This window comes from Pseudomonas sp. JDS28PS106, from assembly GCF_036706555.1.
GTDB lineage: Bacteria > Pseudomonadota > Gammaproteobacteria > Pseudomonadales > Pseudomonadaceae > Aquipseudomonas.
This window is the reverse complement of sequence record NZ_JBAJGT010000004.1, coordinates 416,481-429,936: the sequence shown is the minus strand read 5'-3', so window position 1 is coordinate 429,936 and position 13,456 is coordinate 416,481. Positions and strand designations below refer to the sequence as shown.

At 60.2% G+C, this 13,456-nt stretch carries 15 protein-coding genes; 8 read left to right on the top strand and 7 right to left on the bottom strand.

Translation table 11 applies throughout. From position 1 onward, the window contains the following. Positions 1-469: 469 nt before the first annotated feature. A complete protein-coding gene (gene tyrS, locus TRP66_RS09290) occupies positions 470-1,669 on the bottom strand; it encodes a tyrosine--tRNA ligase (protein ID WP_333401322.1) in 1,200 nt (399 codons plus the stop codon). Positions 1,670-1,869: 200 nt separating this feature from the next. Here tyrS and TRP66_RS09285 point away from each other — a divergent pair, with 200 nt between their 5' ends. Both TRP66_RS09285 and TRP66_RS09280 read left to right on the top strand, forming a co-directional pair. Next, the gene (locus TRP66_RS09285; protein ID WP_333401343.1) at positions 1,870-3,276 is read left to right on the top strand and encodes a peptidoglycan DD-metalloendopeptidase family protein; all 1,407 of its coding nucleotides are present in this window, start codon (positions 1,870-1,872) and stop codon (positions 3,274-3,276) included. A gap of 3 nt (positions 3,277-3,279) precedes the next feature. Continuing rightward, entirely contained in the window at positions 3,280-4,374 is a 1,095-nt protein-coding gene (locus TRP66_RS09280; RefSeq protein ID WP_333401321.1) for an anhydro-N-acetylmuramic acid kinase, read from the top strand. Between the two features lie 59 nt (positions 4,375-4,433). Here TRP66_RS09280 and erpA read toward each other — a convergent pair whose 3' ends face one another. Together erpA and argC are read right to left on the bottom strand one after the other, a co-directional pair. Continuing rightward, positions 4,434-4,784 carry an iron-sulfur cluster insertion protein ErpA gene (erpA, locus tag TRP66_RS09275; protein WP_125832447.1) on the bottom strand — a complete coding sequence of 117 codons (351 nt, stop codon included), beginning with the start codon at positions 4,782-4,784 and terminating at the stop codon, positions 4,434-4,436. Positions 4,785-4,919: 135 nt separating this feature from the next. Next, a complete protein-coding gene (argC, locus tag TRP66_RS09270) occupies positions 4,920-5,954 on the bottom strand; it encodes an N-acetyl-gamma-glutamyl-phosphate reductase (protein WP_333401320.1) in 1,035 nt (344 codons plus the stop codon). A gap of 133 nt (positions 5,955-6,087) precedes the next feature. Between argC and hemJ the strand changes: the two genes are divergently transcribed. From hemJ to coq7, 5 genes are all read left to right on the top strand, one after another. Then, positions 6,088-6,516 (top strand): protoporphyrinogen oxidase HemJ, encoded by a 429-nt coding sequence (gene hemJ, locus TRP66_RS09265; RefSeq protein ID WP_333401319.1) that lies wholly within the window; start codon positions 6,088-6,090, stop codon positions 6,514-6,516. 46 nt (positions 6,517-6,562) lie between these two features. After that, entirely contained in the window at positions 6,563-7,456 is an 894-nt protein-coding gene (locus tag TRP66_RS09260) for a DUF805 domain-containing protein (RefSeq protein WP_333401318.1), read from the top strand. A gap of 60 nt (positions 7,457-7,516) precedes the next feature. Further along, positions 7,517-8,293 (top strand): SDR family NAD(P)-dependent oxidoreductase, encoded by a 777-nt coding sequence (locus tag TRP66_RS09255; RefSeq protein WP_333401317.1) that lies wholly within the window; start codon positions 7,517-7,519, stop codon positions 8,291-8,293. A 90-nt stretch (positions 8,294-8,383) separates the two neighbouring features. Then, positions 8,384-8,722: a histidine triad nucleotide-binding protein gene (locus tag TRP66_RS09250; RefSeq protein WP_333401316.1), complete on the top strand. Its 339-nt coding sequence runs from the start codon at positions 8,384-8,386 to the stop codon at positions 8,720-8,722. Between the two features lie 110 nt (positions 8,723-8,832). Then, on the top strand, positions 8,833-9,480 hold the full coding sequence (gene coq7, locus TRP66_RS09245) for a 2-polyprenyl-3-methyl-6-methoxy-1,4-benzoquinone monooxygenase (RefSeq protein ID WP_333401315.1): 648 nt from the start codon (positions 8,833-8,835) through the stop codon (positions 9,478-9,480). Between the two features lie 89 nt (positions 9,481-9,569). On the opposite strand, the gene TRP66_RS09240 is transcribed toward coq7, so the two are convergent. Beyond that, positions 9,570-9,992: an OsmC family protein gene (locus TRP66_RS09240; protein WP_003372688.1), complete on the bottom strand. Its 423-nt coding sequence runs from the start codon at positions 9,990-9,992 to the stop codon at positions 9,570-9,572. A 207-nt stretch (positions 9,993-10,199) separates the two neighbouring features. Here TRP66_RS09240 and crp point away from each other — a divergent pair, with 207 nt between their 5' ends. Further along, complete coding sequence (gene crp / locus TRP66_RS09235) at positions 10,200-10,844, top strand: cAMP-activated global transcriptional regulator CRP (RefSeq protein WP_333401314.1); 645 nt, start codon at positions 10,200-10,202, stop codon at positions 10,842-10,844. Positions 10,845-10,853: 9 nt separating this feature from the next. On the opposite strand, the gene TRP66_RS09230 is transcribed toward crp, so the two are convergent. From TRP66_RS09230 to trpD, 3 genes are read right to left on the bottom strand one after another with little or no spacing between them, the layout of a single operon-like run. After that, positions 10,854-11,549, bottom strand: coding sequence for a lipoate--protein ligase family protein (locus TRP66_RS09230; RefSeq protein WP_333401313.1), 696 nt, complete (start codon positions 11,547-11,549; stop codon positions 10,854-10,856). A 10-nt stretch (positions 11,550-11,559) separates the two neighbouring features. Continuing rightward, positions 11,560-12,396, bottom strand: a complete 837-nt coding sequence (trpC, locus tag TRP66_RS09225; protein WP_333401312.1) for an indole-3-glycerol phosphate synthase TrpC — start codon at positions 12,394-12,396, stop codon at positions 11,560-11,562. After that, positions 12,393-13,442, bottom strand: coding sequence for an anthranilate phosphoribosyltransferase (gene trpD / locus TRP66_RS09220; RefSeq protein ID WP_333401342.1), 1,050 nt, complete (start codon positions 13,440-13,442; stop codon positions 12,393-12,395). The genes trpC and trpD overlap by 4 nt, the downstream gene beginning before the upstream one ends. Positions 13,443-13,456: the final 14 nt, after the last annotated feature.

Genomic DNA, 13,456 nt, shown 5'->3' with positions numbered 1-13,456 from the left:
CAATCTGGTTACATCTTTGATTTCTCGCGGAGTAACTTGGGTTGCTGATAATCTGTTGACTTCAGTCTGACACCACAAGCACCCACACGAATTGCTTGATTCAGTTGTTAAAGAGCGGTGGATTGAGCCTTTCGTCTCAACCGAGGCGCGCATTCTACAGCGTCCTCTGTATCTGTCAAGCGGTTATTTTCAGAAGTTTTTCATTTTACCGAACAACTTCAACCACTTGCGCTTCGATCAACCTGTTGCGTTGCTCGTCAGCGGGAGGCGAATTCTACAGCGTTACAACCGCGTGTCAAACTCTTTTTTCTCACCGCTGTCGATCAACCGGATCGACGCTGCTTCTTCGCTGACTTGACTTTAAAACCTTGTAACTCGTTGAATCAGAAGGTTTTTTCGTTTCCGTCTGCGCCGGAAGTGGGGCGAATTATAGAGACATTAAATCGCCCGTCAACCCTTTATTTCAATTTTATTCGGCAACCAGCGTTACACGCCCGAAAGCCTTCTTGCCGGCCTGGCAAACATGGGTAGCGCCCAACTTGAATACAAAGGCGCGATCCACGACTTCACCATCTATACGTACACCGCCGGAAGCGAGCAAGTCACGAGCCACCGCCGCGTTCTTTACCAAGCCTGCCTTATTAAGGACGGCCGAGACGGGCATATCTTCAGTTGCGCTGACAGTAAGCTCGGGCAAGTCATCCGGCAACTCGCCCTCCTTCATGCGATTACCCGCGGAGCGGTGAGCATTGGCCGCAGCTTCTTCACCATGGAAGCGCGCGATCAACTCTTCGGCGAGCAGGATCTTGATGTCGCGAGGATTGGCACCCGCCGCACATTCGGCCTTGAGGCCGTTGATCTCTTCCATCGAGCGGAAGCTCAACAGTTCGAAGTAACGCCACATCAGCGAGTCAGGCATCGACAACAGCTTGCTGTACATCACACCCGGCGCTTCCTGAATACCTACATAGTTGCCCAGGGACTTGGACATCTTCTTGACGCCGTCCAGACCTTCGAGCAACGGCATGGTAAGGATGCACTGCGGCTCCTGACCGTAAGAGCGCTGCAGCTCGCGCCCCATCAGCAAGTTGAATTTCTGATCGGTGCCGCCCAGCTCGACGTCAGCTTTCAGCGCGACCGAGTCGTAGCCCTGTACCAGCGGATAAAGGAATTCATGGATGGCAATCGGCTGGCTGCCTTTATAGCGCTTGTCGAAATCATCCCGCTCAAGCATGCGAGCCACGGTGTACTGCGACGACAGACGAATGAAGTCCGCCGGGGTGAGCTTGTCCATCCATGTGGAGTTGAACGCGACCTCGGTCTTTTCGGGATCAAGGATCTTGAATACCTGAGCCTTGTAAGTCTCGGCATACTCAAGCACCTGCTCGCGCGTCAGCGGCGGACGGGTCGCGCTCTTGCCGCTCGGATCACCGATCATGCCGGTGAAGTCGCCGATCAGGAAAATGACCTGGTGCCCCAGCTCCTGGAACTGGCGAAGCTTATTAATAAGGACGGTATGTCCCAGATGCAGATCCGGCGCGGTAGGGTCGAAACCCGCCTTGATACGCAACGGTTGCCCGCGCTTGATTTTCTCGGCCAGCTCGGCCTCGACCAGCAGTTCATCCGCGCCGCGCTTGATCAGCGCCAGCTGCTCCTCAACCGACTTCATACAAGCCCCTTCTCAAAGGGCACCAACCATACAAGATCAGCACCCGTTTACAAGTCTTTGCCCTGCCTGCGCCCACGAATCAGATGCCGATGCTTGCGAGGGTTGCTTCGAGCAGGTTTTGGTTATATTTTATACAGTTATTTCATCTTCATCATGTCATTCATCTTTTCCATTTCACCTTTTTCAAAGTCAAATTACCTATGATAGACACGCCGCCTAAAGCGCCCCCGCTTTATCCGAAGAGTCACCTGGTCGCAGCCAGCGGTATCGCCGCCCTGCTGAGCCTGGCTCTCCTGGTTTTCCCATCCAGCGAGGTAGAAGCGAAACGAACGAATCTCGCGCTCGATCTGGAAATGCCCGCCAATCAGAACGCACAGACTCAAGACGCTCCGCAAGCCGTTCAAGCCACACCTGAATCCTCGGCCTCCCCCTTCGCCCAGATCGACGAAAGCCCGGAACAGCCCGAGAGCACCGCGCAAGCCGAACCCGTCAAGGCCGTTGATCCCAATCACCGGGAAATCGTAGTCGCAAAGGGTGACACTCTCTCGACTTTATTCGAAAAGGTGGGATTACCCGCCGCAACCATGCATGAAGTCCTGGCAAGCGATAAACAGGCGCGTCAGTTCAGCAAGTTGCAAAATGGCCAGGTCCTGCAGTTCGAACTGTCCGCCGACGGGCAGCTCAAGCAGCTCCACACTAGACTGAACGACCTGGAAGCCATCAGCCTGACCAGAACGGGGAGCGGCTTCACCTTCAACCGTGAGGTGAGCAAGCCCAATGTGCGCACCGCTTACGCGCATGGCGTCATCAACAGCTCACTGTCGTCCTCGGCCCAGCGCGCAGGTCTCTCCCACAGCATGACCATGGACATGGCCAACATCTTTGGCTACGACGTCGATTTCGCCCAGGACATTCGTAAGGGCGACGAATTCGATGTGGTTTATGAGCAGCGAGTGGTGAACGGCAAGGTGGTCGGCACCGGCAACATTCTGTCAGCGCGTTTCACCAACCGCGGCAAGACATACACCGCCGTCCGCTATACCAACAAGCAAGGCAACACCAATTACTACACCGCCGAAGGCAACAGCATGCGCAAGGCGTTCATCCGTACTCCGGTTGATTTCGCGCGCATCAGCTCGATGTTTTCCATGGGTCGCAAGCACCCGATCCTCAACAAGATCCGTGCACACAAAGGCGTGGACTACGCCGCTCCACGCGGTACGCCGATCAAGGCAACCGGCGACGGCAAAGTGCTGCTCGCCGGCCGCCGAGGTGGTTACGGCAACACCGTCATCATCCAGCACGGCGACACTTATCGCACCCTCTACGGTCACATGCAGGGCTTCGCCAAAGGCATAAAAACCGGTGGCAGCGTCAAGCAGGGCCAGGTGATCGGCTATATTGGAACGACCGGCCTGTCGACCGGCCCGCACTTGCACTATGAATTCCAGGTCAATGGCGTGCACGTCGATCCGCTGGGACAGAAGCTTCCAATGGCGGACCCTATCGCCAAATCCGAAAAACAGCGGTTCATGCAGCAGAGCCAGCCGTTGATGGCGCGCATGGATCAGGAAAAGGCCACCACTCTGGCCTCCAATAAAAGGTAATCCATGGCCTCCTTCTACATAGGTGTGATGTCCGGCAGCAGCCTCGATGGGATCGATATCGCACTGTTGGAGCAGGACGATCGTCCGCGCTTGTTGGCGACTCACTACATTCCGATGCCGGAGGACTTGTACGCCGAACTCCTGGGACTGTGCTCCACCGGCGACGACGAACTCGCCCGGGCGGCGGTGGCCGAGCAACGCTGGGTTCGACTGGTCGCGCAAGGTGTGCTCACCCTGCTGGAAGAGCAGAATATGGTGGCCGGGCAGATTCGCGCTATCGGCAGCCACGGCCAGACAATCCGCCATGAGCCGGCGCGAGGCTTCAGTATCCAGATCGGCAACCCGGCTCTGCTCGCCGAGCTGACGGAAATCACCGTAGTCAGTGATTTCCGCCGCCGCGACATCGCCGCCGGCGGTCAGGGAGCGCCGCTGGTTCCAGCGTTCCACGAAGCGGTTTTCGACGACAACAAGGATCAGCGCGCCGTTCTCAATGTCGGCGGCTTCAGCAATCTGAGCCTGATTGAATCCGACTGCCCCGTTTCCGGCTTCGACTGCGGACCGGGCAACGTGCTTCTCGATGCCTGGATTCAGGCACAGCGCAACCTTCCCTTCGACCGTAATGGTGACTGGGCCGCCAGTGGCCAGGTTAACCAGGCACTTCTCGAAAAGCTCTTGAGCGATGGGTTCTTCCTGACCCGAGGCCCGAAAAGCACCGGACGGGAAGTGTTCAACCTGGGCTGGTTGAACAGGCACCTGGCTCAGTTGCCCGCCCTTGCGCCGGAAGACGTGCAGGCTACCCTGCTCGAGCTGACCGCTCTGTCGATTACCGACTCGCTGCGCTCCGCGCAGACCGGCACCAAGGAGCTTCTGGTGTGCGGCGGCGGAGCGCACAACACAGCGTTGATGGCCCGGATGGCGGAGCTGTTGCCGGATACGGCAGTCAGCAGCACTGCGAAGTTCGGCGTGGACCCGGACTGGGTCGAAGCCATGGCGTTCGCCTGGCTTGCTCATTGCTGTCTGGAAGGCGTCCCCGCCAACCGGCCGACGGTCACGGGTGCGCGGGGCCTGCGCGTGCTGGGTGCCATCTACCCTGCTTGAGCACCCCTGAAATGCAAAACGCCGCGCTAATGCGCGGCGTTTTGCTATGCAGCTAAAGTTCAGATCGAGAACGAAGAGCCGCAACCGCAGGTGGTGGTGGCATTCGGGTTCTTGATGACGAAGCGGGAACCTTCGAGCCCTTCCTGATAATCCACCTCGGCACCGGCCAGGTACTGGAAGCTCATCGGGTCGACGACCAGGCTGACGCCCTCGCGCTCGACGATGGTGTCATCGTCCGCAACGTCTTCATCGAAAGTAAAACCATACTGGAAGCCGGAACAGCCGCCGCCGGTCACGAAAACGCGCAGTTTCAGACGATCATTGCCTTCTTCATCGACCAGGGTTTTCACCTTGTGCGCAGCACCGGGGGTGAATTCCAGCGCCGTAGGAGTGAAGGATTCAACGCTCATGTCAGATATCTCCCGGCGTAAGCCGTCGTAATGCGTAATGGCGGGCATTATCCGCTTGTCCTAGAAATCCGGTCAACTATTTGCAGAGTAGCGGTACGCCGGATCGCGGACCTATGCCCGCAGTCCGGCAAGCCATCAAGGCATCATGCCCGCGTGAGACAGGCCCGCGCGCTCGTCGAGGCCGAACATGATGTTCATGTTCTGCACCGCCTGGCCCGATGCGCCCTTGACCAGGTTGTCGATGACCGAGAGCACGACGACCAGGTCGCCGCCCTGAGGGCGATGCACGGCGATACGACATACGTTCGCGCCACGCACGCTGCGGGTTTCGGGATGGCTGCCGGCTGGCATGACATCCACGAAAGGCTCATCCGCATAGCGCTTTTCGTACAGTGCCTGCAAGTCGACCGAGGTATCGACCACGGTGGCGTACAGGGTGGAATGGATACCGCGGATCATCGGCGTCAGGTGTGGCACGAACGTCAGGCCGACTTCGGTGCCCGCCGCGCGACGCAGTCCTTGGCTGATCTCCGGCAAATGGCGATGGCCTTTGACAGCATAGGCCTTGAAGCTTTCGTTGGCCTCGGAATACAGCGACCCCAGGTTGAGGCCGCGGCCGGCGCCGCTGACACCCGACTTGCAGTCGGCGATCAGTCGACTGGTATCGGCGATGCCCGCCTCCAGCAGCGGCAGAAAACCGAGTTGGGTGGCCGTCGGGTAGCAACCCGGCACCGCGATCAGGCGTGCATTTCTGATCTGTTCGCGGTTCACTTCCGGCAGACCGTAGACAGCATCCTTGAGCAGTTCGGGTGCGCCATGGGGCTGGCCATACCACTTGGCCCACTCGACCGGGTCCTGCAGACGGAAGTCCGCGGAAAGGTCGATGACCCGCGTTCCGGCCGCGAGCAGTTCGCCCGCCAGCGCATGGGCCACGCCATGAGGAGTCGCGAAGAACACCACGTCGCATGCGCCCAGCGTGGCAACGTCCGGAACGCTGAAAGCCAGGCCGTCATAGTGGCCTCGCAGGTTGGGGTACATGTCGGCAACGGGAAGGCCGGCCTCCGAGCGAGAGGTAATTACCACCACTTCCGCTTGCGGATGCTGTGCCAGCAGACGCAGCAGCTCGACTCCGGTGTAACCCGTGCCGCCGACAATTCCGACCTTGACCATAACCTGCCCTCAACGAACCAACTGGAAAGCGGTCGATGATATGGGGCTGAGAACAATGCGACAACCGACAACGTGACGTATGGACGCTCCAGCCACTACTATTCGGGCACCGTGAACCTGGGGAATCAGAAAAATGCTCTTTTTATGGGTCAAAGCGCTGCACATCGTCTCAATGGTCTGCTGGTTCGCCGGCTTGTTCTACCTGCCGCGCCTGTTCGTGTATCACGCGATGAGCGAAGACGCCGTCAGCCGCGAGCGCTTCAACGTGATGCAGCGCAAACTCTATCGCGGCATCATGGGGCCGGCCATGATCGCGACCATCGTCTTCGGCGCCTGGCTGGTTTCATTCAGCCCCAGCGGTTACTTCAGCCAGGGCTGGCTGCACGCCAAGCTGACGCTGGTGGTCCTGCTGATTGGTTATCACCATGTGTGCGGGGCGCAGGTAAAACGCTTCGCCCGTGGTGAAAACGGCCGCAGCCATACGTTCTATCGCTGGTTCAACGAGGTGCCGGTGCTGATTCTGCTGGCCATCGTCATTCTGGTCGTCGTCAAACCGTTCTAACCCATGCGTGATGCACGCTCGTGCCGTCCGGACCAAGGAAGCCGTCATGACCGACACTCATTACAAGATCATGTTCGAAGGCCAGGTCCGGCCGGGCACCTCGCCGGATGAAGCCAGACTGAATCTGGCGAGACTGTTCAAGAGCGAGCCGGCCGCCGTCGAAAAACTGTTCAATGGCGATCCGGTCGCCCTGAAGCGTGGCGTGCCCTACGCCGAAGCCGAACGTTACCTCACCGCGCTGCATGATGCCGGTGTCGAAGCGCGGATCGAGGCCGATCAGGAGATCGCCTTCAATCTGGACGACGCTCCTGCCCCACAACAACCGTCACCTTACGCACCGCCGCGCGCCGACGTCAGTCCGGAGTTGCCGCGATATTCCACGCTCAAGGTCCTGAGCGTCCAGGGACGGATCGGCCGCGCGCGGTATCTGGCATGGATGCTGGTGGTGAGCCTCGTGCTGTTGCCGGCCGGTTTCGCCTGTCTGCTGATCATGAGCATCGACCTGACCCTGGGAGGACTGCTCGCGGCGGTTCTGGCGGCGGCCTATATCTGTGTCAGCGTGCAGATCGGCGTGCAGCGCGCCCACGATGCCGGATGGTCCGGCTGGGTGCTGCTGCTCAACCTTGTACCCTTCATCAGCAGTGTTTTCCCGCTGGTTCTGGTCGCGATGCCCGGCAACGCCGGTCCCAACCGCTACGGCCCACCCGCTCCACCCAATACCCGCGCCGTCAAAATCCTTGCCTGGTCCTGGCTTGCCGTCATCGCACTGGTCATCCTGGCGGCGCTGGCCGGCGGCCTTACCGCCGTGCAGGAGCAGATCGAAACATCCACGATCGAATACGAGCAGTCTCTGCCGGCTGACGATGATGTGGACGTCGAGGTGGAACCGATCGATCCGAGTGCAATTTATCCGAGTGAGGAAGGACGTCATGAAACGTGACGCCAACGTTCGACGGCAGGTCTCATCGCCGGACCTGCGATACGTCGAGTGGAGAACTGCATGACCCGTTACGCCCTTATTACCGGCGCATCCAGCGGCATCGGCCTGGCGATGGCCGAAGCGTTGGCGCGCCGTGGTCGCAGCCTGATCCTGGTGGCACGTCGGCGCGACCTGCTGGAAACCATCGCCCTGGAATTGACTCAGCGTTTCGACGTCGAGGTGCTGTTTCGTGCCTGCGATCTGGGAGAGCCGCTGCGTTTGTCGGGTTTCCTGCTGGAGCTGGAAGACGGAGCCCACCAGATCGATCTGCTGGTCAATGCCGCGGGCATCGGAAGCGGCGGTCCGTTTCTGGCCCAGGACTGGAGCACCGAGCAGGACCTGATCGATCTGAACATTCTGGCGCTGACCCGCCTGTGTCATACGGTCGGCAACCTGATGGCCGTTCAGGGTGGAGGTCAGATCCTCAATGTCGCCTCGGTCGCCGGCTTCAAGCCCGGCCCCTGGATGAGCACTTACAGCGCCAGCAAAGCCTACGTACTGCATTTCTCCGAGGCATTTCGCGAGGAAGCCCGCAAAAGTGGCGTGAAGGTGTCGGTACTCTGCCCCGGCCCGACCCGCACTGCGTTCTTCCGCACCGCTCGACTTCAGGTGAATGAACAGAACATGATGACGCCAGAGGAAGTCGCGCTCTACACCGTGCGGGCGCTGGCGAAGAATCGCGCGGTGATCATTCCGGGTGCCGGCAATAGATGGCGCGCATTCAGTCCGCGACTGGTTTCGCGCTGGCTGGCGCGTCAGATCAGCGGCTACCGAAACAAGGCGTGCTGCCCACGTTGAAACCAGATCGGGCGGGCGTCATGCGGGTACGTTCAGTACACTCCGGAATCGCTCGCAGCGACTTCATCCACTGACAAGGAGCACAGGGTAATGGACACGTTGTTCACCAGGATCATCAACCGGGAGATTCCGGCCAACATCATCTACGAAGATGATCAGGTGCTGGCCTTCCACGATATCGCCCCACAGGCGCCGGTGCATTTTCTGGTCATCCCGAAAAAGCCGATCCGCACGCTCAACGATCTGGCCGAGGAAGACAAGGGCCTGGCGGGACATATTCTGTTCACCGCTCAGCGCCTCGCGAAGGAACTGGGTTGCGACGACGGCTTCCGGGTCGTGATGAACTGCAATCCGCTGGGTGGCCAGACCGTCTACCACATTCATATGCACGTGCTGGGTCAGCGCCAGATGAACTGGCCGCCGGGCTGAGTGTCAGCTGTGGACACCCTGCCGGCATGCGGCTAGCAGGGTGATTCAGCTCAAGCCGGGCCGGGCCGATTGCGGTAGACTTCCGGCCATGGTTCATTCCGGAGGTGCCAATGGCTACCGAACGTCACTACTCTCCCCTCGATCGGCTGCTGCTGCAGGCCGACAGCGCAATGCGCACCCTGCTGCCGTCGAGCGGCCACTCCCATCGTCCATCTCCGGCTGTCGTTCAGCCTGAACACAAGATGGAAGAAGCCGATGCCCGCCACGTCGCGGGATTGATGCGCATCAACCACACCGGCGAAGTCTGCGCGCAGGCGCTTTACCAGGGACAGGCCTTGACGGCCAAGCTGCCCAAGGTCCGCAAGGCGATGGAACACGCGGCAGAGGAAGAAATCGATCATCTGGTCTGGTGCGAACAGCGGATTCGCCAGCTGGGCAGTCATACCAGCGTGCTCAACCCCGTGTTCTACGGACTGTCGTTCGGCATCGGCGCCGCGGCCGGGCTGATCAGTGACCGGGTGAGTCTGGGCTTCGTTGCCGCGACCGAGGATCAGGTCTGCAAGCACCTGAGCGAACACCTGGAACAGCTCCCCGCCGAAGATGCGAAGTCCAGGGCGATTCTGCAACAGATGCTGGCTGACGAAGAACACCACGCCGAATCGGCGCTGGACGCCGGCGGCTTCCGCTTCCCCGCGCCGGTGAAGTTCGGCATGAGCATGCTGGCCAAAGTGATGACCAAAAGCACCTATCGCATCTGACCGGCTTAAACACATATCGCGTAGGAGCCAGCTTGCTGGCGATTGCCGCAAATCGCCAGCAAGACGGATCGCCGCCCGCTGGCTCCTACCTAGCCCAACTCCACGATTTCATAATCGTGAGTGATCTTCACCCCCGCATTGCCCAGCATGATCGACGCCGAGCAGTATTTCTCTGCTGACAGCTCGATCGCTCGCTTGACCTGGGCTTCCTTCAGACCCCGACCTTTCACCACGAAGTGCAGGTGGATCTTGGTGAAGACCTTGGGATCCTCGTCCGCACGCTCGGCATCGAGAAAGGCTTCGCAGCTCTCGACCGGCTGACGAGACTTCTTGAGGATGCTTACCACATCGAAATTGCTGCAGCCGCCCAGGCCGATCAGCACCATTTCCATGGGACGCACGCCCAGGTTGCGTCCGCCGCTCTCGGGCGGTCCATCCATGACCACAACGTGGCCGCTGCCGGACTCGCCGAGAAACATGGCTTCGCCAGCCCATTGAATGCGTGCCTTCATCGTCCCGGTCTCCACTGATCAAAAAGGCCGACAAGCTTAGCACAAGCCCGGCAAGCGCTCGGCTGCGGCTTTCGACCAGCTTGAAACGAAAAAAAGTAGGAAATTTCCCAAATGAGGTCAAAGTGATGTCAAATCCCTCCCGATAAATCGGGCGCAGCCGATATATAGAACAATGCCGTTTGGCGAAGGATCTTTTGGAATTCACGCATGGTCGCAATTACCCCGCCCTCAAAAATAAAAAACCTGGACAAGTTGCTCACCCACTCGCAACGCCGTCGCTGTGCCGCGAAAAGCGACATCCTCTGCGCAGGCGATCGCGCCGAGTCCTTGTTCCTGATCATCAAGGGATCGGTCACCGTCCTGATCGAGGACGATGAGGGTAGGGAAATGATCGTCGCTTACCTCAACAGCGGGGATTACTTCGGTGAACTCGGACTGTTCGACCAGTCGGGCAGTGAAATCCGACGCAGCGCCTGGGTCAGGGCCAAGAGCGAATGCGAAGTCCTGGAAATCAGCTACGTCAAGTTTCGCGAGCTGACGCAAATCTACCCGGACATCCTGTATTCGTTGTGCGCTCAGATGGCGGACCGTTTGCGCAATACCACGCGCAAGGTGGGCGACCTGGCGTTTCTCGACGTCACCGGCCGGGTAGCGCGCACGCTGCTGGAATTGTGCAAGCAGCCGGATGCCATGACCCATCCGGACGGCATGCAGATCAAGATCACCCGCCAGGAAATCGGCCGGATCGTTGGCTGCTCGCGGGAAATGGTCGGGCGTGTGCTCAAGGCACTGGAAGAGCAGAATCTCGTCCATGTGAAAGGCAAGACCATGGTGGTGTTCGGAACGCGTTGAAGCGCTGGTTCAGAGCGTTTCGAGCATTCGCAGATAAGCCTCATGCAACTGATCGAAGCCATGGGCTTCGGGAAAGGCTTCGTGCAATGCAATGTGGCTTTCGGCCCGGACTCTCGCGTCCAGTTCGCACAGCTCGTTGAACCGATTGACCGCGGCGACCATCGATTCGCGCTCGTTCTCCACCAGCAACGCGCCATGCACCAGCACCACCGGGCGAGTTCCGCCCTGGCTCTGGCGCCAGCGCTGGGCGGTGCCGACCATCTTGCGACCGTCCAGGTTGACGTTGAAACGGCCGTCACAGAATGCGCCTTCCACTTCTCCCAGAGATGCTTCGCCGCCGGCGCGGGTCAACATATCCAGGATGGGCTGGCACAGCCGCCGGTAGGCGAGCTCGATGCGCTCGCGGTCCGGATCATGGTCCGGCTGGGCATAGACCAGCGCGATATTGATCGTGGCCGACGACTGCGGAACCGGCTCGCCGCCGGTTTCGCGCAACAGAATCGGCCAGCCGCCGTCCGCCAGGGTTTCGCTGGCCTCCGTGAAGCCGGGAAAGCGGCTCATGCGCCGCGGCATCACCAGCGCGCGGTCACTGGGCCGCCAGAACAGCAACCCATGATCAGCATCGCCAGCGCAGACCGAGCCCAGCAAATCCAGCTCGGCCTGAAGGCCTTTCTCCACGCACAGTTCCACGACCGGCCCGGACATGACCTGAGCCTCAGTCCAGCGGCGCGGCACTGACCGCGGGGCCGCGTTCGGGGAAGAACAGTCGCTGCAGCTCCATGCCGGGCTGCTCGGCTCGCATGAAGGCTTCACCTACCAGGAACGAGTACACGTCGCTGATTTCCATCAATTCGACATCGGCACGGTTGAGAATGCCGCTTTCAGTGATCACCAGACGATCGCGGGGAATGCGCGGCAGCAGGTCCAGCGTGGTTTCGAGGCTGACGTCGAAGGTGTGCAGATTGCGGTTGTTGATGCCTACCAGCGGCGTATCGAGGGTGTTCAGGGCACGCTCCAGCTCATCGCCATCGTGGACTTCGACCAGCACATCCAGACCGACGCCTTTGGCGACCGCTGCAAGTTCGGCCATCCGGACGTCGTCCAGCGCCGAGACGATCAGCAGGATGCAGTCGGCGCCCAGCGCGCGTGCTTCGACGACCTGATAGGGATCGATCATGAAGTCCTTGCGGATCACCGGCAGCTGACAGGCGGCGCGCGCCTGTTGCAGGTATTCGTCGGCGCCGTGGAAGAAATCGATGTCCGTCAGCACGGACAGGCAGGTTGCGCCGCCTGCCTGATAGCTCTTGGCGATTTCAGCGGGCTGGAAGTTTTCGCGGATAATGCCCTTGCTTGGCGAAGCCTTCTTGATCTCGGCGATCACGGCAGGCTGTTTAAGCCGGGCCTGCTGGATGAGCGCATTGGCAAACCCCCGAGGCGCATCGGCTGCGGCAGCACGCTGTTCCTGCTCCGCCAGGCTGACAGCGGCACGCCGGGCCGCGACTTCCTCGGCCTTACGGGCAAGGATTTTCTCCAGTACGGTTGGCACGCTCATCCTTCATTCTCCTGCTTGAATACCGCCGTGAAGGCGCCCAACTCTTCCAGTTTTTCCCGGGCCAGGCCGGTATGCAGCGAATCATGCGCACGTTCCACGCCTTCCTTGAGGCTGGAAGCGTGATCGGCGGCGTAAAGCGCGGCGCCAGCATTGAGCACGATCATCTCGGCGGCCTTCTGGCCATGCTCGGTCTTGCGACGACCCAGCGCATCGCGAATCAACTCCAGCGACGCGGCCGGGCTGTCGACCGCCAGACCGTACAGACTCTGGCTTTTCATACCGAGGTCTTCAGGCTGCACCCAGTATTCGGTCACTTCATCGTTTTTCAGTTCGGCGACGTAAGTCGGCGCGGCCAGGCTGAACTCGTCCAGTCCGTCTTGGGAATGGACCACCAGGACATGCTTGCTGCCCAGCCGTTGCAGCACTTCGGCCAGCGGGCGGCACAGCGCCTGATTGAACACACCGACCACCTGGTGGCGAACGCCCGCCGGGTTGGTCAACGGGCCAAGCATATTGAACAGGGTACGCAACCCCAGGTCGCGACGAGGACCGGCGGCGTACTTCATGGCGCTGTGATGCGACTGGGCGAACATGAAGCCGATCCCCACGCCGTCGATGCAGCGTGCTACCTGCACGGGCGTCAGGTTGAGATAGACGCCTGCCGCTTCCAGCAGATCGGCGCTGCCGCTCTTGCCCGAGACGGCCCGGTTGCCATGCTTGGCGACCGTACAGCCGGCTGCGGAAATCACGAAAGCCGAGGCGGTGGAAACGTTGAAAATATTGGCGCCGTCACCGCCGGTCCCGACGATGTCGACCACATTGTCCAGCGTCTCCAGACGAACCTGCCCGGCCAGTTCGCGCATCACCGACACCGCGCCGACGATCTCGTCGATGGTTTCGCTTTTCATGCGCATGCCCATCAGGAACGCGCCGATCTGCGCTTCGGTGCATTGGCCGGTCATGATTTCGCGCATGACGTCCTGCATCTCGGCGGTACTCAGGTCCAGCTGGTTGACCACGCGATCCAGCGCGGTCTTGATGCTCATTGGGGTGCTCATAA